This window comes from Leptospira wolffii serovar Khorat str. Khorat-H2, from assembly GCF_000306115.2.
GTDB lineage: Bacteria > Spirochaetota > Leptospiria > Leptospirales > Leptospiraceae > Leptospira_B > Leptospira_B wolffii.
In genome coordinates this window covers 482,501-505,218 of sequence record NZ_AKWX02000004.1, presented here as the reverse complement: position 1 = coordinate 505,218, position 22,718 = coordinate 482,501, and the positions used below count along the sequence as shown (strand labels likewise).

General features: G+C 45.9%; 25 protein-coding genes and 1 other RNA gene. 17 read left to right on the top strand and 9 right to left on the bottom strand.

Annotated elements, in window-relative coordinates; all coding sequences use genetic code 11:
* The first annotated feature begins 7 nt into the window (after positions 1-7).
* Positions 8-2,074, top strand: a complete 2,067-nt coding sequence (locus LEP1GSC061_RS02385; protein WP_016543986.1) for a methyl-accepting chemotaxis protein — start codon at positions 8-10, stop codon at positions 2,072-2,074.
* Between the two features lie 18 nt (positions 2,075-2,092).
* On the opposite strand, the gene LEP1GSC061_RS02380 is transcribed toward LEP1GSC061_RS02385, so the two are convergent.
* Positions 2,093-3,148, bottom strand: a complete 1,056-nt coding sequence (locus LEP1GSC061_RS02380; RefSeq protein WP_232218346.1) for a hypothetical protein — start codon at positions 3,146-3,148, stop codon at positions 2,093-2,095.
* 181 nt (positions 3,149-3,329) lie between these two features.
* Between LEP1GSC061_RS02380 and LEP1GSC061_RS02375 the strand changes: the two genes are divergently transcribed.
* From LEP1GSC061_RS02375 to LEP1GSC061_RS02360, 4 genes are read left to right on the top strand one after another with little or no spacing between them, the layout of a single operon-like run.
* Positions 3,330-3,695, top strand: coding sequence for a hypothetical protein (locus LEP1GSC061_RS02375; protein WP_052006469.1), 366 nt, complete (start codon positions 3,330-3,332; stop codon positions 3,693-3,695).
* Positions 3,679-5,052, top strand: a complete 1,374-nt coding sequence (locus LEP1GSC061_RS02370; protein ID WP_016543321.1) for a PP2C family protein-serine/threonine phosphatase — start codon at positions 3,679-3,681, stop codon at positions 5,050-5,052. Before LEP1GSC061_RS02375 ends, LEP1GSC061_RS02370 begins: the two co-directional genes overlap by 17 nt.
* A 6-nt stretch (positions 5,053-5,058) precedes the next feature.
* On the top strand, positions 5,059-5,832 hold the full coding sequence (locus tag LEP1GSC061_RS02365; protein ID WP_016544091.1) for an enoyl-CoA hydratase-related protein: 774 nt from the start codon (positions 5,059-5,061) through the stop codon (positions 5,830-5,832).
* 4 nt (positions 5,833-5,836) lie between these two features.
* Positions 5,837-6,295 carry a DUF192 domain-containing protein gene (locus tag LEP1GSC061_RS02360; protein WP_016544045.1) on the top strand — a complete coding sequence of 153 codons (459 nt, stop codon included), beginning with the start codon at positions 5,837-5,839 and terminating at the stop codon, positions 6,293-6,295.
* 41 nt (positions 6,296-6,336) lie between these two features.
* Here LEP1GSC061_RS02360 and LEP1GSC061_RS02355 read toward each other — a convergent pair whose 3' ends face one another.
* Positions 6,337-6,942 carry a DUF3332 family protein gene (locus LEP1GSC061_RS02355; protein ID WP_016543751.1) on the bottom strand — a complete coding sequence of 202 codons (606 nt, stop codon included), beginning with the start codon at positions 6,940-6,942 and terminating at the stop codon, positions 6,337-6,339.
* A 266-nt stretch (positions 6,943-7,208) separates the two neighbouring features.
* On the opposite strand from LEP1GSC061_RS02355, the gene LEP1GSC061_RS02345 reads away from it, so the two are divergent.
* The 4 genes from LEP1GSC061_RS02345 (at position 7,209) to LEP1GSC061_RS02330 (ending at position 10,357) form a co-directional block, all read left to right on the top strand.
* Positions 7,209-8,669, top strand: a complete 1,461-nt coding sequence (locus LEP1GSC061_RS02345) for an MBOAT family O-acyltransferase (RefSeq protein ID WP_040507630.1) — start codon at positions 7,209-7,211, stop codon at positions 8,667-8,669.
* Between the two features lie 56 nt (positions 8,670-8,725).
* On the top strand, positions 8,726-9,079 hold the full coding sequence (locus LEP1GSC061_RS02340; RefSeq protein WP_016543659.1) for a PilZ domain-containing protein: 354 nt from the start codon (positions 8,726-8,728) through the stop codon (positions 9,077-9,079).
* Between the two features lie 98 nt (positions 9,080-9,177).
* Positions 9,178-9,780: an RNA polymerase sigma factor gene (locus tag LEP1GSC061_RS02335; RefSeq protein WP_016543726.1), complete on the top strand. Its 603-nt coding sequence runs from the start codon at positions 9,178-9,180 to the stop codon at positions 9,778-9,780.
* A gap of 7 nt (positions 9,781-9,787) precedes the next feature.
* Positions 9,788-10,357: an LIMLP_12425 family protein gene (locus tag LEP1GSC061_RS02330; protein ID WP_016543388.1), complete on the top strand. Its 570-nt coding sequence runs from the start codon at positions 9,788-9,790 to the stop codon at positions 10,355-10,357.
* Positions 10,358-10,480: 123 nt separating this feature from the next.
* Here the strand turns inward: LEP1GSC061_RS02330 and LEP1GSC061_RS02325 are convergent, their stop codons facing one another.
* From LEP1GSC061_RS02325 to LEP1GSC061_RS02315, 3 genes are all read right to left on the bottom strand, one after another.
* Complete coding sequence (locus LEP1GSC061_RS02325) at positions 10,481-11,413, bottom strand: hypothetical protein (protein ID WP_040507627.1); 933 nt, start codon at positions 11,411-11,413, stop codon at positions 10,481-10,483.
* Positions 11,413-11,700 carry a ribosome hibernation-promoting factor, HPF/YfiA family gene (hpf, locus tag LEP1GSC061_RS02320; protein WP_016543981.1) on the bottom strand — a complete coding sequence of 96 codons (288 nt, stop codon included), beginning with the start codon at positions 11,698-11,700 and terminating at the stop codon, positions 11,413-11,415. The genes LEP1GSC061_RS02325 and hpf overlap by 1 nt, the downstream gene beginning before the upstream one ends.
* A 237-nt stretch (positions 11,701-11,937) precedes the next feature.
* Positions 11,938-12,399 (bottom strand): tetratricopeptide repeat protein, encoded by a 462-nt coding sequence (locus LEP1GSC061_RS02315; protein ID WP_040507625.1) that lies wholly within the window; start codon positions 12,397-12,399, stop codon positions 11,938-11,940.
* A gap of 291 nt (positions 12,400-12,690) precedes the next feature.
* Between LEP1GSC061_RS02315 and rnpB the strand changes: the two genes are divergently transcribed.
* An RNA gene (rnpB, locus tag LEP1GSC061_RS20780) (RNase P RNA component class A) lies at positions 12,691-13,085 on the top strand.
* 469 nt (positions 13,086-13,554) lie between these two features.
* Here the strand turns inward: rnpB and LEP1GSC061_RS02310 are convergent.
* A complete protein-coding gene (locus tag LEP1GSC061_RS02310; protein WP_016543638.1) occupies positions 13,555-13,911 on the bottom strand; it encodes a hypothetical protein in 357 nt (118 codons plus the stop codon).
* A gap of 105 nt (positions 13,912-14,016) precedes the next feature.
* Between LEP1GSC061_RS02310 and LEP1GSC061_RS02305 the strand changes: the two genes are divergently transcribed.
* The 4 genes from LEP1GSC061_RS02305 (at position 14,017) to LEP1GSC061_RS02290 (ending at position 17,974) form a co-directional block, all read left to right on the top strand.
* Entirely contained in the window at positions 14,017-14,646 is a 630-nt protein-coding gene (locus LEP1GSC061_RS02305; protein ID WP_156844472.1) for a hypothetical protein, read from the top strand.
* Positions 14,647-14,740: 94 nt separating this feature from the next.
* The gene (locus LEP1GSC061_RS02300; RefSeq protein ID WP_016543870.1) at positions 14,741-15,166 is read left to right on the top strand and encodes an acyl-CoA thioesterase; all 426 of its coding nucleotides are present in this window, start codon (positions 14,741-14,743) and stop codon (positions 15,164-15,166) included.
* Complete coding sequence (locus LEP1GSC061_RS02295; protein WP_016544170.1) at positions 15,126-16,451, top strand: PP2C family protein-serine/threonine phosphatase; 1,326 nt, start codon at positions 15,126-15,128, stop codon at positions 16,449-16,451. Before LEP1GSC061_RS02300 ends, LEP1GSC061_RS02295 begins: the two co-directional genes overlap by 41 nt.
* Before the next feature lie 71 nt (positions 16,452-16,522).
* On the top strand, positions 16,523-17,974 hold the full coding sequence (locus tag LEP1GSC061_RS02290; RefSeq protein WP_016544067.1) for an acyl-CoA--6-aminopenicillanic acid acyltransferase: 1,452 nt from the start codon (positions 16,523-16,525) through the stop codon (positions 17,972-17,974).
* Here LEP1GSC061_RS02290 and LEP1GSC061_RS02285 read toward each other — a convergent pair.
* A complete protein-coding gene (locus LEP1GSC061_RS02285; RefSeq protein ID WP_040507620.1) occupies positions 17,934-18,644 on the bottom strand; it encodes a TerC family protein in 711 nt (236 codons plus the stop codon). The genes LEP1GSC061_RS02290 and LEP1GSC061_RS02285 overlap by 41 nt on opposite strands.
* 153 nt (positions 18,645-18,797) lie before the next feature.
* Between LEP1GSC061_RS02285 and LEP1GSC061_RS02280 the strand changes: the two genes are divergently transcribed.
* The gene (locus LEP1GSC061_RS02280; protein WP_016543354.1) at positions 18,798-19,361 is read left to right on the top strand and encodes a SelL-related redox protein; all 564 of its coding nucleotides are present in this window, start codon (positions 18,798-18,800) and stop codon (positions 19,359-19,361) included.
* A gap of 72 nt (positions 19,362-19,433) precedes the next feature.
* Here LEP1GSC061_RS02280 and LEP1GSC061_RS02275 read toward each other — a convergent pair whose 3' ends face one another.
* Entirely contained in the window at positions 19,434-19,826 is a 393-nt protein-coding gene (locus tag LEP1GSC061_RS02275) for a hypothetical protein (protein ID WP_016544002.1), read from the bottom strand.
* A gap of 431 nt (positions 19,827-20,257) precedes the next feature.
* Between LEP1GSC061_RS02275 and LEP1GSC061_RS02270 the strand changes: the two genes are divergently transcribed.
* Together LEP1GSC061_RS02270 and LEP1GSC061_RS02265 are read left to right on the top strand one after the other, a co-directional pair.
* Positions 20,258-20,452 (top strand): peptidase associated/transthyretin-like domain-containing protein, encoded by a 195-nt coding sequence (locus LEP1GSC061_RS02270; protein ID WP_016543552.1) that lies wholly within the window; start codon positions 20,258-20,260, stop codon positions 20,450-20,452.
* Between the two features lie 226 nt (positions 20,453-20,678).
* A complete protein-coding gene (locus tag LEP1GSC061_RS02265; RefSeq protein WP_016543322.1) occupies positions 20,679-21,524 on the top strand; it encodes a sigma-70 family RNA polymerase sigma factor in 846 nt (281 codons plus the stop codon).
* Here the strand turns inward: LEP1GSC061_RS02265 and LEP1GSC061_RS02260 are convergent, their stop codons facing one another.
* Positions 21,525-22,526 carry a patatin-like phospholipase family protein gene (locus tag LEP1GSC061_RS02260; RefSeq protein ID WP_040507617.1) on the bottom strand — a complete coding sequence of 334 codons (1,002 nt, stop codon included), beginning with the start codon at positions 22,524-22,526 and terminating at the stop codon, positions 21,525-21,527.
* Positions 22,527-22,718: the final 192 nt, after the last annotated feature.

Here is a 22,718-nt window from a genome sequence, read left to right as displayed (position 1 = left end):
TAGAGAGATGAGCATCAGATTTAGAATTTCATTATATCTTTCCGTAGTTTTGATTTCCGGGTCGATTATTCTGACCGCGATCAATTCCTTCGGATCCTATTTCAATCTGAAGTCTCAGGTGGATTCCGGATCCAAGATGGCGGGAGAAAGATTCGCCTACGAAGTAAAGGACTTTCTGAATCTGGCCTTCGGCTCTCTTCGGGGAATCCAGTTTATGCTGGAGACCTCTCGTCCAAGCAGAACGGAAACGGTAGATGCTCTCAAAAAATTGGCCGGAGCGAATCCGTTTTATTTCGGTACTTGGGTGGTATTCGAACCGAATGCCTTCGACGACCAGGACGGAAAATACAAGAATGCGCCGTATCACGATGCTAGCGGCAGATTCATTCCCTACGCCAATAAATCCAAAGACGATCTCCAAGTGGAACCGGTGATCTATTACGATAAAGAGGACGAATCGGGAGGTTTCTATAATATTCCCAAGAAAACGCGAAAGGATTTCGTGGCCGACCCTTTCGCTTATCCCGTAGGGGGAAGGGAAGTCCTCATGGTATCCCTGGTTAAGCCGGTGATTCGAAATAACTCCTTTGCGGGGGTGGTAGGCATGGACCTCTCCATGGACAATCTACAATCTTTACTGGGACCGATTCGTCCTTTTAGAGAAGAAGGGCACCTAACGTTGATTTCTCCCAATGGCACCTATGCCGCCAACGGAAAGGATCCGGCTTTAGTCGGCAAAATGATACCCGATCAGGAGCGCTTGCGGGAGATCACCGAGGCTATGGCGGCGGGAAAACCGTTTTCCTTGCATTGGGATGGAGAAGGGCATCATTTCTTTCCGTTCGTACTCGGAAATTACGAGAAATCCTGGGCGGTGGAAGTCGCGATCCCCGATTCCATTTTTTGGTCGGACCTGAGAGGAGTGGTGTTACAGACGATTCTGTCTTCTTTTGTAATCATGGTAATCATTCTACTGATCCTGAATTTGATCTTCAATCGTCTGATCACGAGCGGCCTCTTGGAAGCGATAGGCTTCTCGGAAAAGATCGCGGATGGAGATCTGACAGCGTCTTCCGAAACATCCAGGGAGGACGAGATAGGCAAACTTCTAAAATCGATGGATTCTATGAAGATGAACCTCTCCAAGATCATCCAGGATATCAAGACCTCGTCCAAGAAACTGAATAGCACATCGGATCAGATGGCAGAGTCGTCTCGTAATTTTTCCGATATAGCCCAGGCCCAAGCTTCGGCGGCGGAAGAATCGAGCGCCGCAGTGGAGGAACTCGCCGCATCCGCGGAGAATGTTCGCAAGTCCATGGAAAGAGCCATAGAGAATATGAAGGAGATAGACACGAACGTAGTGTTACTCCGAGAACAGATAGGCACGATCAACGCGGAGATGCAGACTTTATCGCAAGTGGCGTCGGAATCTCAAGAGAGGGCGATCACGGGAGAAAGTGCGATGGTGGAGACGAACCGGGCCATGGATGAGATCGCGGAGAGCGCGAGTCGTATCAACGAGATCTTGTCCTTAATCACTGAAATATCCGAGAAGACGAATCTATTGGCTCTCAATGCGGCGATAGAGGCGGCAAGGGCGGGAGATGCCGGTAAAGGATTCGCGGTGGTCGCGGAAGAGATAGGCAAGCTTGCTTCCCAGACATCCACGTCCGTGCAAGAGATAGGCGGGCTTGTCGACTCGACAAACGATGCGGTTCATAACGGAAACCGTAAGGTGAAGGAAGCGAGCGAGATACTGCGCAAGTTAAGGACTAGCGTGGATTCGTTCGGATTATCCGCGAAGAAAGTTTTGGATTCGGTGAGAACCCAAGAGAAGAATACGGAGGATATCCATCAGTCGGCTAATTCTCTTATGAGTTTCAGCTTGCAGATAGAAGAAGCGGTCCAGGAGCAGAAGAGAGCGACGGACGAGATCACGAAAACCATAGTATCTATCTCTGACGGAACCCAGGAAGTGGCTTCGGGTGCGGACGATCTTACTTCTTATTCGGGAGAGATGCACGGTCAGTCCGAAGGATTACTTCGCTCCGTGGACAAATTCAAATTATAATCCCTCGATACAATTTTTTTAAGGAAGATCGGATCTAAGGAAGATTCTTCCGATTCTTTCCCTTTGCTTGTCTAACGCCGGTTTTTCGATCCCATTTCCCATTTCGAATAATATTTTATTTTTTCGAATTACCTGTAGCTTCCAGGGTTTTTTCTCCAAAATCACATGCACGTAAGATACGAAAGATTCCGCAAAGAAGTCGTCCGCGTTATTCGCCGCGTATAATGTGGGATAAATGCTATTTTCCAGGATCGGATAAATATTCCTCCATTCTTCCTCTAAAGAAACGGAATTTCGATAGAATTGGATTTTAGGTCGAATCGGAAATTCGGTTCGATCCGACTCTGCATACTTCTCCGTTATCCAAATATTATGAAAGAAAGGATATCCGGAAAAGGATCTGTAATCCTGCAACGAGTTAGGGCCTATATTCTCCGTTTCCGAAAGTATATGTCCGAATTCATGGAGTAAAATATAACGAATCGCATTTTGGCGAGTATTGTCTTTCGAAGATTCGATTTCCATACGGATTCTCGTTTCTTCTTTTTTATATATAGAGTTTTCTTTAAATGTAATCCATTCGTTGGCTTTCTTATCCAGAGTCTTCGCATCCAGAATGACGAATCCCCCGATGACTTTGTCCTTTTCTCGGACCATTCCCGTAACCGCGCTGCCTCCCAGCTCCTCGCAAACATAGATCCGAACCAATTTCTTTTTCATGAGATTTAGAACAGGAGAAGGCATGGCTTTCACCGCGGCGATTAGGTCCTTGCGGAATTTAGGATAGAGAGAAGAAGGAGAAGGGGATTCCTCGAAACCGTCGATCCGATTCAGAGCAGTCACATAATTTTTGGCGTTCTCATCCAGAGATAGAATCCTAGATTCCCAATCCGTATTCTCCAAGCCGACATAGTTCTTCGATTGGGAAATCGGAAGAGCGGTATAGAGTTCCGCATAGGGATTCCTTTCTCCTTTTCTAAATAAGACGCAGTCGCCTATAGTAAAAATTAGAATGGATAAGACAAAGAATCGCCACATTTCGGGTAGGAACTTCTTCACGCGTTCGAAAAACATACGGCAAGGAAACTGCCAAACTTTAGCGGAGAGGGAAAGTATTTTTCTTTGCATCGCAAAAAACTAAAGCGATCGATGCAGGGTTATTGGTTTGCATTCTTCGGCGCACTTGTAAGATTTGTGCCTGTTTCTCATGAATACAGGAAACTTATCCGAAGGCAGCTTGGCCGACTCGAACCGTATGCGATGGTCCCATTTGTTTTTTTCCGCAGGCCTTCTGGTTTCAAACGGAACTTCGTTAGTATCGGATGTCACGAATCCTTGGAGCCTTTCCGTTCAGGAGAGAATCGTCAACCGTAAGAACGTAAGCAATATCGTTTTGGAAACCCGACCCGGAGGATTTCGCTTAACTTTACTGATTAATGAAAGATTTCCTTATAATTATAAATCCAAATCCTCTCCGTTTTTCATCCGGGTCCGGGACGCTAAGGAAGGTTTGGAACTCGCCGAGAAATTGGATAAGTATCTGGAATCCGGATACAATGTTCTTCTCAGAATGAACGGATCAGAAATCGTCGAATACGTATTAGATGAATCCATCCGATAAAAAAGCCGTAGGTATACTCAATCCTTGGACTTTCCTGGAGAAGGAATTCAATTACAAGGAAGTAAGCGCCTGGAAAGATTTCGTCAGGATCGACCAATCCTTTATTCGTTTGGCGTTCTTCCTGCATTTTTCGGTATATCTTCTGCTTTTGATTCCGGAAGTCAGGGATTCCGGACGTGCCGCGGTTTATTTCGGTCTCATATTGAGCCTGAACGTTCTCAGCATAGTGCTTTCTTTCCAAAGAAAATATCTTCCCGCGGTCATACACGGGACAAACTGCACCATCACGTTTCTAGTGATGTTGATTCTAAACGACTCGTTCTACGTTTTCGACGATTTTCATAGTTTACAGCTTTATAATAATTATTTTCTGCTCGTAGGCTTTCTCGTACTATTTCAAATGTTTCGTTTGAAAATAAAAGGCTGTCTTTTGACGGCGCTCTATTCCGTTCTATTGCATCTAGGTTTCGTTTTCTTTAAACTAAAAGACGGCCCAATTCACGGTTTTCCTCTGGTGCTTTTCGTGCCTGACATGGTATATCTGATCCTAAGTTTGATCGGAACCGCGATCGTTGTCATCGTTAGGAGATTGGTGAGAATTTCCTCGGAGTTGGATTCGGAGTATAGGTTCCTACAACACGAGCTGCAGATTGCGAGAAAAGTGCAGGAGACCTTATTTCCTGAAGAGATCAGCATCAAGGGATTCCGTTATGAAGTCTTCCGGTCCACTCCCAACGAAATCGGAGGAGATTTCTACGATTTCATACAATTAAGGGAAGGAAACACGGGAGTGTTTCTTACGGATATCGCGGGTCATGGGATCGCGTCAGCCCTCGTCGCCTCTTTCATCAAGATCATGGTGGCTACCATGCCTTACCGATTGAAATTGCACCCGGTCCGTCTTTTGGAATATTTGGACGAGACTCTGCTTCGGCAGTTCAAGTCCCACCATGCCTCTGCGGTATATATCTTCTTCGATTTTATCTCCAAGGAGATCCATTTTGCGAACGGAGGACACCCGTATCTGATACATTCCCAGAACGGGGAGGAGTTCCGGGAGATTGAAACGACAGGAAGTATCTTGGGGTTCGGGATCAAGAGACCGATCGCGGAATTGGTTTCCGTTCCCATTATTTCCGGAGAAAGATTGTTCTTATACACGGACGGCCTCATAGAGAATAGAAATCCGCAAGGAAAACAGCTTGGAAGCGAAGGCCTGATAGAAATCCTGAACAGAAACAAGTCCGTGAGGGACCTAAAACAATTCAAGGAATTCGTACAGACCGAACTTTTGGCCTTTTTCGGAGACGCCGAGTTCGAAGACGACACCCTTTTCCTTATCATCGAGATGGAGTAAAAAAGAATGAGCGAATCACTCATTAATGTGAACAAGCAAGGCTCTCTTGCAGTATTGGAAATCAACCGTCCTTCCGCATTGAATGCGTTGAACGAGGATGTTTTAAAAGAATTGAAAGCTACATTCCAGTCCTTGGAGAAAGAAGGCGGAATTCGAGTAGTAATTCTTACCGGACAAGGTAAAGCGTTCGTGGCCGGAGCGGACATCGCGAAGATGAGAGACATGGACGAACTGGGCGCGGATCTATTCGGAGGTCTCGGTCAGGAAGTATTCGACATTATCCAAAACAGTCCTTTGGTTTCCATCGCCGCAGTGAACGGATTCGCACTGGGCGGAGGCTTGGAATTGGCGCTGGCTTGCGATATACGTATCGGATCCGAGAAAGCTAAGTTAGGTCTTCCGGAAGTTTCTTTGGGACTCATCCCCGGATTCGGAGGAACCCAGAGATTGGCTCGACTCATCGGATACGGAAGAGCCGCCGAAATCGTCTTCACGGGTGATATGATCGGTGCGGAAGAGGCTTATAGAATCGGTATATTAAATAAACTTGTTAAAGAAGGCGACGACCTGATCGGAACCGCAAAGGCTATGGCGGAATCCATTCTGAAGAAGGGACCGGTCGCCGTGCAAATCGCTAAGAGAGTGATACAGAAAGGATTGGATCTGGAGCTTTCCAAAGGGGAAGAATTGGAAAGAAAGGAATTCTCAAAACTCTTCTCCGGAAAAGAATCCAAGGAAGGAATGGGAGCGTTCTTGGAGAAGCGGGCTCCTAAATTCTGAAACGATGATCCGTTTTTCGAAACATCTAGTATGGCTTCTCTTTCTCGTCCCAATTGCTGGCAAGGGAGAATATCATTCTCCCTTATATCTGGAAAAGACGACCATCTATATCGGGGAGCATCCTCTTTTAGTGGAAGTGGCCAATACGGAAGAAAGCCGTCAAAGGGGATTGATGTTTCGGAAGAAAATGGGGGAGAATGAAGGAATGATCTTCATCTTTCCTAGTGAGGACCATCTTACATTCTGGATGAAGAATACTTACATTCCCTTAAGCATCGCCTATTTCAACAGGGACAAGAGGCTTACGGATATGCACGAGATGCAACCCAATCAGACTAAGATTCTTTACCACTCCAGCGAGAAGGTGCTTTATGCGGTGGAGGCAAATAAGGGCTGGTTTTCCAAAAGAGGGCTCGGGAAGTTCTCCGTATTAAAATTGGAGAGCCGATTCGTAGGTAAATAAGAGGCCTTCGCCCCGGATCGGGGCGAAGTTTTTCGCGGAGATTAGAGAGTTCCCGCAGCTCTGAGTTCCAATTCTTCCAGGGTTTTGGACTCAACCACTTTAGAAGATTTTAATTTTCCTTGCTCGGTCAGTTTTAGGATCACTTTGGATCCGACGGTTTGGGAGCTGACTTCCACTTCGGAAAGCTTGCCGTCTCTTTCAACGAAGAATTTTCCGGGCTGATCGCGGAAAGTGGAAAGAGTCTCGCCTTTTCCTTCTTTGGAAACGGTGGTTAGATCCAATCTGGATCCGAAGTTGGAATAAACAAGAGTGAGTTTCTCGCCGTCTTGTTCGAAAGTCTTAACGTATTTTCCTTCCTTGTCGTACTCGTTCAATCCTACAGGGTTGCTTCCGGACCAGAATTCGATCAGGTTAAAAAGGAAAAGATCGAAGAATGCTCCGATTCCCATTAGGAAGGAGAAAGGGATCCAGAATAGGATCGTCTTAATGATTTTTGCGAGAAGGCCGCCTCCGATATTGATACCGTCGTTGGCGTTATAAAAAGCGCGGACTACGGCGAATTTACCGAAACAGTTCGCCAGGGAGCCGAAGCTAAGGCCCACCAGTACGAAGGACAGAATGGTTTTTTGTAAGGTTTTTTTTATCATCTGGGATCGAACTCCTTTGATACACGCTAGGATGCGAAGCTATTAGCTAAGAAAAGGAAAAATCTTGCAAGATAATTCCACGAAGAAGAGAGACTCGGCGATCAAAAATGAAAAGTCCTTAGGAGAGTCTTCTCTCGGAAGAAAAAACGGGATGCGAGAATACCTTGACCTTGTTTCCCTTCCGGGATTTCTGGATCGAGAGCTCTGTTTTAAGAAAGAGCGCGTGCATTCGAGATTCGGATCCGCGCCGAACTAGGGACGCACAATTGATTTTTCCAACTCTGGAATTCTTCCTTTTCTTCTCCTTCGTTTTCCTGGTACATTGGTTCGTATTGCCCGTCCTTTTCCGGAATCCGGAGATCCGTAAATCCGTAATCCACGTTTTTCTACTTATAGTAAGTTACGTTTTCTATATGAGTTGGAACTGGAAGTTCGGAGGACTCATATTACTTTCCACCGTAATCGACTTCGTTCTTGCGGATCTGATACACGAATCTAAGAATCCTCGCTTTCGCAAATGGATGATCGTGATCAGCTTGGTCCTGAATCTGGTTTTCATATTAGGATTTTTCAAATATTACGAATTCCTAAGCTCCAACTTAAACGCTCTTCTAGTCTCTTTGGGCTGGGAGGCGATATTTCCGGTTCTCAAAATCGTTCTTCCCGTCGGAGTTTCCTTTTATACCTTCCAGAGTTTGAGTTATACGATAGACGTATATCGCGGAGTCATTCCTTCCGAAAAGAATTTCATACGATTCGCATTATTCGTATCTTTCTTCCCACAATTGGTAGCGGGACCCATCGTGACGGCCAAGTCTTTTCTTCCCCAGTTGCATACTGAAAAGAGATTGGAGGATATACCCTTTAGAAAGGCGATCCGTTATTTTCTGATGGGATATTTCAAGAAGGTCGTCCTTTCCGATAATATCTCTCCGATCTCGGATTTGATTTTTAAGAATCCGGACTCTTATTCCACCGAAGCCTTATGGCTCGCCGCGTTTCTTTTCTGGGTGCAGGTATACTGTGATTTTAGCGGATACACGGATATGGCTTATTCTGCCGCATTGCTTTTGGGGTACGAATTACCCGAGAACTTCAGGATGCCTTATTTATCCCAAAGCGTGACCGAGCACTGGAGAAGGTGGCATATCACTCTTTCTTCTTGGCTCAGGGATTACGTGTATTTTTCCTTAGGGGGAAATCGGGTCGGAGCCCTTAGGCATAGATTCAACGTTTGGTTCACCATGTTTGTAGGAGGAATTTGGCACGGAGCCAATTGGACCTTCTTCATTTGGGGCTCTATCCAGGGAGGTTTCCTCCTTTTGGAATCTTTGCTAAAGGATGCGAAGAATAAATTCTTCCCAAATCTGACTCTTTCCTCTTCCTGGTCCAAGGCCCTCACTCCGGTGAGAATTATGTACGCTACGATCGTAGCGGTCACCTTCGGAGTTATATTTCGATCCGCTAATATACATTCCGCCTGGACAATGATTCACGGGATGTACGTATACCAAGCGGGGGAGCTACGACCTTATATGTTAAAGCAGGGGATCCCCGCTATTCTCTGCGTGGTTTTCGGGCATTATCTGGGATGGTTATTCTTCGAAAAAGGCAAGAGAATCGAAGTCCCGGCTTGGTTGGAGTTCGGAACGTATCCTATTTTGGTATTCATAATGGCTCTACTTAGCCCTGACGGAGAAATTCCTTTCATATACTTCGACTTCTGATCGGGGAAAAGACTGGACACTAACGGATTTCGTTTCTACGTTGATGCCTTACATTTATGAGTTCTTCCGGTCAAAAGCCAAGGAGTCCCCGATTCTATCCGAAGGATTTTGACGAATACATCGTGCAGGTGGATTCGGGTTTGATCACCCTCGAAGGTAAATTAGGCAATATTTCCGAATCGGGAATCTGCGTATTAATGAGCGGAGAAGATCTACCTCATTCCTTGGCGGTGGATGGTTCCGTCATAGAGAGAAAGACCGGTAAGAGATTGGAATTTTTGGGAGACGTGGTTTGGAAAGTTCCCAAGAGAGTGGGGGAGAAGGAGAAATTTCTCTACGGCATACGCTTTCGCTCTCCTCTGGAACTCACAGAGTCCCTTATTCTCATCAATCTGTCTTTGGAAGGTTGAAGGTTCCCCACCGGTCAAGGTTTTGAGCCATTCTACTCTTAGAGTATTTTTATTGCAAAGAGGCCAGGAACGAGGCCTCATGTCGGGAAAGGGTTTGAATGATAGATACAGATAATCCCCAACGCAAGCAAACCGTCCGCGAAAAAGAAATCGAACTTCTGAAAAAGATCAAGGAAGGGGACGACAAGGCTTATATGGAGCTGACCGGTCCCTACCGGGAGCGCCTCTACCGTAAGGCAGTTTCCATGGTAAAAGACGGGGACGACGCCGAGGATATTGTTCAGGACGCTCTGGTTTCCGGATATCGCTCCATTCGCAATTTTAGGGCCGAATCCGGGGTGTATACCTGGTTGTATAGGATCGTGGTCAATAAATCCAAGGACCTGCTCGCAAAGAGAAAGAGGGCCAGGGAGAATTCCATAGATGATTCCGAATTCCAGGTCACGGACAACCGGGTGGGCTTCGAAAAAAAAGTAGAACTTTCCGACGAGAGCAACTATCTAATCAACAAAATAAACGAACTCGAGGACATATACAAAGAAGTCATCGAGCTCCGGTATTTCGAGGAAATGTCCTATTCACAAATAGCCGAGGTCCTCGGAACGAATATCGGAACGGTTAAAAGCCGGCTCTTCAAGGCGAAAGAGTTTCTCAAACATCTCATCCTACAAGATGGGAAGGGTGAAGGCTATTTTAGGTAGTAAGGTAATGGAAAAACAAATCAGCAATCGACAAGGCATAGGTGCCAAATTGGGCATTTCCGGAATCTTCCAGAAGGAAGATCAGGATTTAGTGAAATTAGAAAGCTCCCTCATTCGGGCCGTTTCGGAACTCAGAACCAAAGAACTCCGGGCCACCAAGCTCTCCTCCGACTTCGATCTTAGACTCCAAAATCTACTCCAAGATGTCCGCTTTGAAGAAGAATCCACCTGGTCCAAAATCTCAGGTAGTTTCGTATGGAATCGTTCCTTCCAGTATTCTCTAAGTGCAGGACTCGCTATTTTATTATTAGCCGTTGCGGTAGGGCGTTTTTCTTCTTCCAATGAAACGAGTCCTTCCGAAAGATCTGGGACCCTGGTTTCCGGAAACGATCGCGAATTTGTGGATTTGCCTTCTTCTGCGAAAGTGAATCCGGACGCAGATTCTCCTTATCTACAAGAGATTTCCAAAAGCAAGGATGGAAAAAAAGTCCTGGGAGCTTTGGAGCTCTACTTCACGGAAAGAGGCGACTTCAGAACCGCCCAAGAAATCCGCCAAGTTTTAGAATCTACTCGCTGATCGTTCTCTCGATACAAAACTCGCCTTCGCGAGTTTCACACAGGGATCCGTTCTCTTGGTTGTAGTTGACCAGAGGGGCGGTTCCTGAGTGATTTTTCCGAAGGAGAATTGGACCAGAGGGAGTCAGACCTTCAATCTTTTATGATATAGATTCGGATCCAAGGAATCCAGGATACGTTTGGCGTCCTGGGCGATTTCCCCGTATAATAGAGAAGTGCGGGAGTCCAAGAGAGCGCAGCAGATTTGGATCATTCTGCATTTGACCTTGAATTCGCTTCCTCCCTTTCGTAATCCCAGGGAGTCTCTGAGACGAAAGAGTTCATTCTTCCATTGCTCCAGTTCCTTTTCGCTCATTTTACGGATTTCTCGGAAGATTCCTTGTTCTAAAAGAAGGACAGGTAGCGCTTCCTTTAGGTCCCCTTCTTCTTGGAATTCGGATTTGAGAGTTTGGATCGCTTTTAGGATGGGTTCGGAACGTACCACATCCAAGCGCAGAACTCCCGGTTCTTTTAAGAATGCTTCGCGGTAGAGCAGAATCCCCTGGTGTTGCTGGCCCATCAGATAAGTGCACTCTGCGCGAAAGAAGAGTAGCTCCGGGGAGAATTTTTCGAGACCGGAAGAATCTCTCAGAACCTCCCAAGCGAGTTCCGTTTCTTCGGCCAATAATAATCTATAGGATAATTCCGCGATGGAAGAAGGAGACAAGGATTGGATCCCTTCCTTGCGAAGAGCGATCCTTAATTGATCTGTGGTTTCTCTCAGAATGGAATCCACCGCGGAGTGGTAGGAAAGTTCCCGGGGATAGGTCTTGGATTTATAAACGGATTCGAAATCCTTCAGGAATTCCAGAAGAAGTCCCGTTCTTTCCCGCCCTTCTTTGGTAAGGTGGATTCTGTCGATTCTATGGTCCCAGTAGGAAGATATATAAAACCCCGAGCCATACTCGGGGTTTTCGGGATCCAATTCCAGTAAGGAGTCGAATGCGGTTCTCGCGTGTTCGAATTCTCCTTCCGATAAATGTCTGATCGCTTCTTCGTATTTCCTGTCAGGATCCATCAATGAGCGGCTTTTTTATCGTGATGCTTGCTGACTTGCTTCACGATTTTGTCCTCCAACCCGTCGATGCAGGAGTAGATGTCTTTGTCTTCGTGTTGTGCGTTGAATTTACTGCCGTCTGCGGCTAAATTTAAATTGGCGTTGATGAGTCCGTGAACCTGCTCGAAGGAGATCTCCATAGAAACCAGCTTTTGGATGTATTTGGAAACCCTTTCCATTTTTTTACCGGCATAGTCTTCCGCAGCCCCGGAATGATCTAAATTCTTCCAATTGTAAACGATTTTCATTATAACCTCCGTGATCTTTATAGTCTCCGATGATTCTTCCGGAAAAAGAATCAGGAATTGCACCGAACGGAAACGAATCTTTTTGATGGGAAAACGATAGGGAATTTCATCCCAACCGCAGAAACTCTAAACAGGTTAGGACGGAAAAAGAGAGAGTCAAATCAAAAAAAGCGCCCGCCCCGAAGGGGGCGGACCAGGGAAGTTAGAACTAGAGATGGGATGATTTCGTCGTCGTTCTCAGTCCTTATTAAATGTCAGGCTTTGCTGGTTTCCCATAACAAGGCCACATGCTTCCTGGTACTTTTTCAGACCTTCTTCTTCTGCGTGGAGAGCGGAATCAAGGTCACCAATCTTTTGGTATACTTGTATAACTTCTTTTATGTTTTCCAAGGCTTGGCAGGATTTACCCAGGCGGAATTCCGAGATGGACTTCAAATAGAGCACCAGTGCATATCCTTGGCTTTCTTTATCTCCCATTTTGGTTCTGAGGGCTAAAGATTGATCGTAAAAAGAAATGGCACCTTCATAATCTCTGGTTTTTTGCTTTAAGCTTCCGAGAGCAGTTAGTTTATTTGCTAACTGGACATCTGTTTCTGGTGTGTAGTTTTTGAGCGAACTCTCTACCAGTGTAGTATCAGATTCTGCATATATTGCAGTGGAGATGCTTAAAATTAGGGCAATTTTAATAATTTTGTTCATCTTTTTATCTCCTGTCCGGGGCTTTGTATAATATAGTGCAAGTGCCGTGCCAAGTTTCGATTTCGGGTTTTATTTTTTGGGCGAAGAATCCGAAAAAATCGGATTTGAATGAGATTCATTTCCATATGGAAAAGAATAGCACCGGAGCCAGGAGCGGTCTATGGGGAGCCTCGTAAGTAATTCGAAGGAAAGCGTAGGAATTCCGTTAAGAATGGGCTTTACCTAGGATTTTTACTCGTAACTGAAAAACCGATTTGAGTTTCTCTTTAGGAATTGGAATGCTTACTTTGGAAGGTCTGCCGGATGGTCGCGCTTTCTTTTCTGTCCGGTTGGGTTCTCCACCGCTCGGGAAGAATGTGAGGAAAGTCCGGACACCATGGAATCACGGGACCGGGTAATTCCCGGAGTCCGGAATCGAAAGAGACCGGATATGGAAAGTGCAACAGAAAGGATACCGCCTCTTTTGAGGTAAGGGTGAAATGGCGGGGTAAGAGCCCACCGCCGCTTTTGCAAGAAAGCGGGCAAGGTAAACCCTCCCGGGTGCAATCTCGAATAGGCGACCGTTTTTAGTCGATTCCCCTAGGTCGCGGGTAGAGAGCAAGGAGTCCGCTCGGCAACATGCGGGCCAAGATAAATGATCATCACTCGCAAGAGTACAAAATCCGGCTTATAGTCAGGCCTTCCACCGCACTATTAGCGATACGAGGATGTATCGCCTGGCTTCAGGAGCGCCAGCGACTATACTCGGACGGGGAGACGGATGCCAGAGTTCCAAGTGCATCTTTGTTTGTCCTCGTGCGGCCAAGTTGGGAAGGCCGTAGTCAGTGGCCTCCTGGTTTCTGAAGATCCGCTTACTTCTTCTTTGGTCGATTTCACGTAAATGGAGTAAGAATTCCGCTGAAAATGGGGATCCGCGTTGCGAATATCAGACTTTTCAGATATAGCAAATCCCCGGGCTCTCCCGCAAGCCCGCCTCCTCCACCCGAAATTGGGCGGGGGCGAACTTTGCTTAGGACGGAGGAACGGAATTTCCGTTCAGAATCGATGTGGGGAAATGTAGAAGTTCTCGAAGAGTTGCCGATTCCCGTTTGCTTGCTTAGAATTTCTCTTCTCCTTCTTCCCTGTTCTGCGGTTCCTAGGGATTAGAGCAGATCTTCAGTTTTCGGTCGGTTCTCTTCTCTTAAAGGCCCATCGGAAGGATCTGAGTAACAAGGAGATAGGATAGAGTAAGAAAATCGCCGAGAGAAATCCGAAATGGATTCTTTCCAAAATTTCGTTCGAAATGATTGCGCTCGTTTCTCTTTGTACGGATTCCGAATTTCCTTCCTTATTTTCGCAAATGAATTTTAAAGAATTCTGATGCCAGATCTTAGTTTCTCCCGGTTCACAATTATAGGAGTTTAATCCGGAAAAATGAATCGTAAGACTCGTAACGATCCAAAGCAATAGAGGCGCGAGGATAAGTGCAAATATCCATCTGATTTCATTTAAGAGCGTTTTTTTGATATTCACAAACGTACTTCCGTTCTTTTCTTTTATTTTTAATATAGGCGAACGCTTAGAAATGTCGGTCAAATGTTTATTTTTTTTCTTATCCTTTCGGGAAAATTCGATTTTATGAAAATACGATCTCTGTTTCTGTTTCCGTTTTTTTTATTCTCGTTCCATAATTGCCTGACTTTATCTTCTTCTTGGATCGGTTCCGAGTGGGACGAGCATAAGGTTCGAGGCAGGAGGATCGGCTCCGATATCGGTTTGGTCCTGGATCTCGCCGCCTCAGTTTCGATAGGGGGTGGCCCTGGTATAGCCTACGGAATTTTGGCTTTAGGAAGTCGCGGTATTCTCGGATCGGCTTCTTCTCATCTCTCGACCATGCGGATAGAAGTTCCCGTGAAAGGTAAAAAATACGAACTGGAGATCCAGTATTGCTTGGATGATTACGAGAGGCCGATCGGTCGACTCCTTTGGAAGAGCTATTATCTACTCGATTCGGAAAAGTCGGATTTAGGAGAAGCGGATCGGAAAGTCCGAGAGGCGGTTCGATCAAGCGGAGGGATAGACGCTTGTCCCGTTCTTGATCTAGGTTATCTAAGATTGATCCGGGGAAATTTCGCAGAAGGAATCGATCTGATTCGTAGCGCGTTGATGCTTCATTCCGTTAAACCTAGTTTAAATTCTTTGCATGTACGCTCGGCGAAATCCGTCCTGGATTGGGCCGACGAATCGGCTATCGAATCCATATTTTAACCCGAACGAACGGAGTTCGTTTTCGTGAGGTGCATCGGCTTTTTCCGGATTCTTTTTCCTTTTCAGAATCGGGAGTCCGAAATTTTCTAGTCTTATGTCCAAGCCGGAAAAATATCCGTATAGCGTGCAGCAAAAAGTGGCCTGGGGCGATATGGATGCGTTCGGCCACGTGAATAACGTAGTTTATGCCAGATATTTCGAGACTGCCAGGGCCTCTTACTTCGACGATATGGGACTTTGGGAATCTCCCCAAAAGCCTATGGGTGGCGGTCCGGTTCTAACTCATCTGGAAATGGATTATAGAAAGCAGGTTCGTTTTCCGGAAACCGTTGAAATTTCTTTAAAATTGGAATCGGTAAAAAATCGTTCCTTTAGTATGATTTGCACAATGTGGAACCGAGCGGGGGAATGCGTCTTGACTGGAAGAGCGGAGCTGTTATGGTTCAACTTCTCTACCGGCAAGCCGGCGGCGATTCCCGATGTCTACAAGGAACACTTTCTCCAACAAGCCGACACTTGAAGAAACCGTAGGGAACTTAAAGGAATTCTTATTAAACGAATCCCTTTCTCGATTCAGGTTCGCGATGACCCTTTTCATCTTCTTTTCCGGTTTCGGGCTCCTCTTGGGAGACCCCGGAGAATTGGGACTTTACGATCCGCGCTGGATCCGAATCGCTCATGTTTCTCTAATCTGTCTGTCCATCTATTCCAGCTTTCGATTCCCGAATTTCAGGAAATATTGCGAAGCCGTTCTGCTTATCCATTTCGGTATCATAAGCGTACATTCTTTTTATCTTTTGTATGCCAACGGACTCTATCTGGGGTATCTATTCGGATTGATCCTGGTAGTTTTTAGCACAGGTGTATCGATTAGCAATCGCAGGGTTCTTATTCCGGTCCTTCTTCTTTTCATTGCCGGCGCCTTCTTTGTAGGAATGCATGTCCAAAATCCCAGAATCGAAGTGGGAATGTATTATTTCGGACTGATTTCCTCATCCTTACTTTCCATTCTTGTAATCGGATTTCGGATGAGAACTTTCGAAACTCTCTTGGAAGCGGACGTTCAATTGGAGAAGTTCAGATCCAATATAGAGGAAGAATTGACCCTGGCTCAGTCCACTCAAAAGAGTCTCGTGGATTTGGAATTTCCTAGGTTCGGAGATTTTAGAATCTATGCCATGTTCAAGCCTTTGGAAAGCGTGGGCGGGGACGTCATCAAGAGTCATATAGGAAACAACGGAAACCTGGATGTTTTCTTTGCGGATGCCGCAGGCCACGGAATTTCTGCCGCGATGGTTTCCGCTATGGCGGTCTTAGGATTTAAGACGGCAGCCTCGGTTGCGGAAACGCCGGCGCAAGGTCTTATTCTAATACACGAATCTCTTATCAGTATGATTCGAGGTTTTTTTATTACCGCGGTGTATTTGAGGCTGGATAAGGAAAGGAAAAGTCTTACTTATTCTTATGCAGGTCATCATCCCGCCTTGTTAATCAAAAAGGACGGTTCCGTTCACCAGCTAGAAGGTAGAGGCACCGTACTTCTCGCCTTGCCGAAAATTCTAAGTAGGAATTACGACGTTTCTCTGGAACCGGGAGATAGGATTTTTTTATTTTCCGACGGACTATTCGAATTCTTCGACAAGGATAAGCGATTCTTCGGTTACGAATCCTTTCTCGGGCTTACGGAAGAATATACTTCCTTCTACGGTCAGGAATTCTTGGAGACCATAGGTGAGGCCGTCTTGGGATTAAATCATTTTCCTTTAAAGGACGATATGACCATGCTTCTTGTAGAATTGAACTAAGCCTCCGATTCTTCGGATCGCGGCTTAAAAACGTCTTGCCCTTCTTCCGAATCCGGTTAGCATTCGCCTCCATGTGCGATACCTTTGTAGCCACTCCGGATATTACCGGATCCGGAAAGATGATCTTCGGAAAAAATTCGGATCGAGAACCTAACGAGGCGCAATGCTTGGTTCGATATCCTGAAAAAAATCATAAAGAGGATTCTGTCCGAGCGACTTTTAGGGATATCCCACAGTCCAAAAAAACTTTCGAGGTTCTTCTTTCACGTCCCTTTCATATGTGGGGAGCCGAAATGGGAGCCAATTCGAAGGGAGTTGTGATCGGAAACGAAGCGGTCTTTACTAGATTGCCCATCCAAAAGAAAAACGACGGACTTACCGGAATGGATTTACTTCGCCTGGCCTTGGAACGTTCCGAATCCGCATCCGATGCTCGCGATTTGATTCTGGAGTATCTGGAGAGATTCGGCCAAGACGCATGCGGTGGTTATCTTGATCGCGGTTTCTTTTATCACAATAGTTTTATCATCGCGGATCCTCACGAAGCGTTCGTTTTGGAAACCGCGGACCGATTTTGGGCATGGAAGAAGATACAAGGTTTCTATTCCATCTCCAACGGCTTGACCTTGGGATCCGATTACGACGGGCTACATTCCGGGGCCATAGATTATGCGAGATCCAAGGGTTGGCTGAAAAAAGGGGAGACCTTCTCTTTTAGTGACGCATTCTCCGACTTTCTGTTTACTACATTCAGTAAATGTAAAATAAGGAGGGAGATCACAAAAAGCGGAGGAGAATTCTTTCAGGGAAAATTCAAGATAGAGGATGCGATGCAAATCCTAAGACTGGAGGGTAAAAGAAATCCGGACCAATCCTTGCATTCCGACGCCGCAGGCTTTCCCATTTCGAATCCAAGATTTTCTCCCACGACTCCGGGGATGGGATCCGTATGCTTACACGCAAGCGGCCCTTTGGCTCCCAATCAGACTACCGGGTCCTTCGTCGCTGAATTGGACGATAATCCCCATCGTTCCCAATTCTGGGCTACAGGCACTTCTATCCCTTCCATTTCTTTATTCCTTCCGTTCTCGATTCCCGGAAAATCCTTTATAGAGGGAGATATCGTTCAACCAGGTGCGACGCCCGATGCCTCCCTTTGGTGGACTCACGAAATTCTTTACCGTTTATCCCTAAGAAATTATTCCAAGGCGGTTTCCGTTTTCAGTGCCGAATTAAAGGAGGTGCAGGAAAAATTCTTACGGAAAGCGGCCCTTCTATATTCGGAAAAAAGAAAGGAATCCGGTTTGGATTCTCTTACCGTTCCCGCCTCGGAAGAAGCTTCCAAATTATATAAGAAATGGAAGCGTCAAGTAATCGAGCTTGTGATTAAGCGAAACGTGTTTCCGTCTTACGGATTTTCCCCTTTGTATTCCTCAAGCTGGGCGATTTGGAATAGGAAAGCTAGGATTAAACCGTCCGTCCTTATTTCGTCCGATCTGCCTTACGAACCCGCATATTTATGAATTCCACGAGCAGGGAAAAGGCCATCGCAAAATAAATATATCCTTTCGGGATATGGAAATGCAATCCGTCGGCGAACAGCATGACTCCGATCATAATGAGAAAGGAGAGGGCTAAAATTTTCATAGTGGGATGTTCGTTAATGAAATCGCTGACCTTTCCAGAAAATGCGAGCATGATCACTAGAGAGATGATTACCGCGAGTACCATGATGGTCAGATTTCCGGAAAGTCCCACTGCAGTTATAATCGAATCTACGGAGAAGATGATATCTAGTATGATCACCTGAATTATGATATTCAGAAAGGAAGATCCGCCTCCGGTTTCCACGGGAGAGTCTCCGTCTTCTATCTTATGGTGAATTTCACTGGTACTTTTGGCGATCAGGAAGAGGCCTCCGCCTAACATGATTAGGTCCCTTCCCGTCACTATGAAACTTCCCACATGGAAGAGTCCGTTCGTCAGGCTTGCCAACCAACTTACGGTGAACAATAGAGCGATTCTAAAAAATAAGGCGCCGAGTAGACCGATACTCCTCGCACCGGCTTGACTGGCTTTGGGAAGTTTTCCTACGACGATCGAAAGAAAAACTATATTGTCGATTCCTAGAACGATCTCCATCGCGGTTAAGGTTAAAAGGGAGACTGCCGCGTCGATGAGAGGTAAATCCATGACGGAAGGAAAACGGAGCGCTAGTAGAAAAGCAATCTATTTCCGGATGGAAAATGTCTTGAAGGAATCCTGAATTTATCCGAAAAAAGAAAGGTCCGAAAAAGACGGCACGAATCGTTTCTAAGAAAGGTCTAAGAACGATTCCGAATAAAAATGAAATTTCTAACCAAAGAAATCCTGGAACTTCCGATCGAAGGAAGAAATCTAATCGGCAATAAAATCGGTGAGAACCTTCCCCAAAGACCCGTACTACTCGTTTTCTTGAGACATCTGGGCTGTATTTTTTGCAGGGAGACCGTAGAAGACTTAAGGCGCATCCAATCCGAAATGGGGGCCTTTCCTCCTGTATTATTCGTGCATCCGGATTCTCCTAGAGAAGGGGAAGAATTCTTTGCCCGGTTTTGGCCGGAGGCAAAAGCGGTGGCGGATCCGGATGCGAAACTTTACGATTTGGCGGAAATTTCGGAAGGTAGTCTGGTGGAACTCGCGGGACCGGAAGTGTGGGTAAGCGCTCTTCGAGCCCTGACTAAGGGAAATTTTTATGGAATCCAGGGTAAGAATATTCTAAGAATGCCGGGAGTCTTTCTGACCCTAAAAGATAGAATACTTTGGACTCATTTCTATCGGCATATAGGAGACGAGCCGGATTGGACCAAAATTCCCGGATGTACACCGTTACCGACCGACGATTACGATCCGGGAATTTTACCTGCGTAAGACGTTACTTGTCATTAAAGTAACTCTTCTTCAGAATGAAAATTATTCAAAAAACTATTCTCAGATAAGTCTCTATCTGCGATCGGGAGGATTCGGAGGTAAGGCGGCCTTGCATGCTACGGAAAGTTTCGATTCGTTATTCTTGAGACAACTCATCTTTTCCCTGGGGTTATCCGCGCCTTGACAGTATTTTTCCTCGTCGGATCCGCATGCCGCCTTGAATTTTTCGAACCTGGCTAACATTTCCAATACATGAGTCTTACAGGACTCGGATAGTTTTCCTATAGAATCCTTTAGGCATTTATCCGATTCCGGACCGGGGCGAGAGTCCTTGCAATAAGTTTGTCTTTCCGTTTTGCAAGGATCCTCCCTATGAGGAGGCTGGCCTCCCGAAGGCTGGGCAAAGAGGGAGAAGGAAGCGATTAAGATCGCAGAAGTTGCGAAAACTTTAATATACTGAGTCATTGTTTTTCCTAAGGAATCCGAATTTCCGGATTCGATATTCAGACCCGAATGAGTTCCGTCGGGTTCCTTGTGAGTTCGTTCTCTCTTTTACAAGATTCTTCTCATTCTATCCACTTAGCGTGGAATGTTTTTCGGCTTTCCGGAAAATTTCGGGAACGTTTTTCAGAGATCGGGTTTATGGGAAAGAGGGGGTTTATCCTAACGAAATTAGGGATCTGCATTTAATGGAAGGACAATTCAGACATTGGATGGGGAGACATTTTTAAAGAAAGCGATCTTATCCGGCAGAGTTTTATCCGCTTGGTTTTTACGTTGCGACCAAGGAGGAGAATCTTTCTCAGGAAATTTGGGAGATTCTCTTCTTTCTGTAGTTCGAATTCCTCTTCTTCTCCCGCTTGCATATTGATTCCGACGGATTTGCGAGTTTCTCCATGATTTATCTCGGCTGGTATTCGGGAAGAGCCACTCATATCCGTTTCCAAATCTATCTGAATAACGTACTCATAGCTACATCTCAGGAGGCTTTTCCGGAATATATTAAGAAAACAGTATATTCTTCGGATTTATATAAGGCTCACGGCCAGAATAGTTCCGTTGCAAGCAATTGCGAGGACGGAATCTTCTGACAGACAGGGGACGATTTGAATAAGGAGCTTTGTTCCATCATAGAGAATTCCTCTACGGGTGGGTATTATCGCGAGTCTCACGGTCGAGATCGCTCTCTGAGGAAGGAGTTCCTTCTTCTGAAAAAAAAGTAAAAATTTACGGGTTATCCCTTGAATCGTAGGATAACGCGGCGAACGTTCTTCGGTTCCTTCTCGCCCGGCAGGGAGGAAGGGAAAAAACCGCCCCATGCTGAGAAATTGGGAAAAAGATTCGCGTTTATCGCTATCCGTAGAGGCGTATTTTCGAAGCGGAGATACGGGAGAATTTCTGACAGAAGCCTCGGAATGGATCTGGAGTTTCGGAAGATTTCGTTTCGGCTTGGACGAGGACGATTGTGCCGAAATCGTTTTGCATTTCGTGAAGGATGCGGAGCATATTCTTAAGAACTTTCGAGACCAGGGTTATAAGAATTTCCCCGCCTTCTTTACCTCTTGTATCCGCAATCGGTCCTTGAACGAAAGGAGAAAGAAATCCAGAAGGAGTCGCTCCGAATTTATTACGGATGCGTTATACGAAGAAAGATTTAAAAACCCGAGAGAGATTCCGTTCTGGAAGGAGATTTTGGAGGAAAGGGATAGAAGCCTGGAACTCGTAAGATCCGCATTGGAGGAATTAGAGCCTAAAGTTTCCTTAATCGTGAAAATGAAACATAGAATTTCCTTGGATTTAAGAGAGGTCCGGGTTTTGAACCGAAAGCTTCGAAAGATTCCGATCAGCCTGAGGGAATATTATAGAGAGGAGGAGGACGAAATTACCAGGAGGAGATTGCAAAGAAAGAGAGCGGTGGATCGACTCGGAGAACTGTATCAGATTTTAAACAATGCGGATTTCAGGAATCTGGACAAATGGAAGGATTGCAGGGCGGGTTGGATGAGCCGTAGGAGTTCCGTGCCGGAGGAAAGAAGTTTTCGTAAAATTGCATACTATCTGGGGGCAAGCGAACATACGATTCGGCGTTATTATTACGGAGCGATCGTATCTTTTCGAAAAAGAATGGAACTCAAGAATATAGATTTGAGAGAGGCGGCTTGATTATTTCCTTTCCGGACGAATGATGGGCATCCATAGCTTTCCGAAAATCTTGGATTTGTTGCGAAGGGAGGAGAATTCGGCTAATAAGTTTGCAACCATTCTCTGGCCTGCCTCCATACCTTTCGTAACGGAGCGATTCAAAAGTTTGGAGCTTGTGGTTACCATGCTGAGTTCCGATTCTTCCGGAGAAATCACCCGGATTTTCACTCCCTTGGGCGGAGAATGTATGATCTTCACCGCACGATTGTACATGGTATGGTGGACTTTCGTGATCATATGAGAGAGTTTTTTATTGGAAGGATAGGAGAGCCAACCGTGGAGTTTCGGAATAGGATCCGAAAATTCGTCTTCCGGACTATTTAAGACGATCGTAATATCCTTATACCCTGCCTGGATCACCGATTCAATAGGAATTGGATCCGAGATACCTCCGTCTCCGTAGTATTGGTCGCCTACCTTCCATTTTCCTCTGGTCGCAATGGGAAGGGAAGTGGCGGCCTTAAGCAGATTCAGGACGTTGGAGGCGGTGGCCTTGATGTATTCCGCCCTGGTCTTGGCAAGATTGGTGACTACGACATAGAAAGGAGTGGTCTCCTTCTTCTCCAGATATTCGGAAGGGAGTCTGTATTTTGCCCCGAAAAGATAATCGATCAGATATTCCTGGTCCAAAAAGGTTTTTCCGAAGAAAGGGTTTAAAAGGGAAATGAGCTGGTTTCCGGTGAGTTCCTTTTTCCAGATATCCAGAATTTTCAGACTCTCCGAATGATGCGTCTCATAGCCAGTAGTATAATAAGCTGCGGCGCAGGATCCGGAAGAAACCCCCAGAATTAAATCGAAGAAAGTAGAAGGAACCGTCTCCCCCAAGGCGTAGAGTGCGCCCCCCGCGAAGGAGCCTTTCATGCCCCCACCTGCAACGAGTAAGGCCCTTGAATTCTTTTTCGCTTTTGGGATCCCGGCAATCGGTTCTTGTTCCGATTCTCCGGGTGAAAAATAAGAACTCATCAAGAGATAGCATTTCCGATCCGCCTGCGAATGCAAGAAGGATGAAATTACGAAGGTGCGAAAAGCATTCCGGTTTTTTTTCATCTACGAAACTTTTTTGCAACCAAGTTGTTGGTATTATTTGGGGCGGCTCCTCACTTCGTGAGGACCAGGCTACTACGGGCTTCGCGTTCGCTCCGGTCCTTCGGACTC